Annotated in this window: 1 pseudogene; it reads right to left on the minus strand. The window is 63.7% G+C overall.

The annotated features are described in order from the left end of the window. A pseudogene (locus VTU_RS30805) lies at window positions 1-440 on the minus strand (IS66 family transposase zinc-finger binding domain-containing protein); the annotation flags it as partial. Window positions 441-485 lie beyond the last annotated feature (45 nt).

The raw sequence follows: 485 nt of genomic DNA on the forward strand, positions 1-485 counted from the left end.
GCCAGCACCTGGGCAGCCTCAGCGTTGGCACTCAGAATCGTTGCCTCGGACATGGGCATGTCAAAGAGATCGCCCATCACTTCACCCGTGCGCTTGAGTGGCAGCATCTGGTACTGGTTCAGGTGCACGGCTGCGGCCTTCGCGCGCGGGCCGTATTGCACCGCGGTGGTGACGTCCGCAGGGAATGCGCCACGGTGGGTCTTGCCGCAGTTGCAGATCCATTGCAGTACGCGGTGCTCGATGACTTGGTAGCGCAAATCGGGCAGATCGTGGACCTGCCGGGCCTCAACCACGCTAGCCTGACCCAAGGAACCGTGGCAGACATCGCAATGCTCGGGCGGCGCATGGGTGACGACCACATTGGGCTCGGCCACTTGGCACAGGGTATGACCCTTGTGCCCCTTCTGCCCGCCGACCGGCCGTTGCCCGGCCTTGCGCAATGACTTGGGTTGGGGTTTGTTGAGCCCATCGCTCGAGGGTGGCTT

Origin of the sequence: Verminephrobacter aporrectodeae subsp. tuberculatae At4, assembly GCF_000193225.1 — a bacterium.
GTDB lineage: Bacteria > Pseudomonadota > Gammaproteobacteria > Burkholderiales > Burkholderiaceae_C > Acidovorax > Acidovorax aporrectodeae.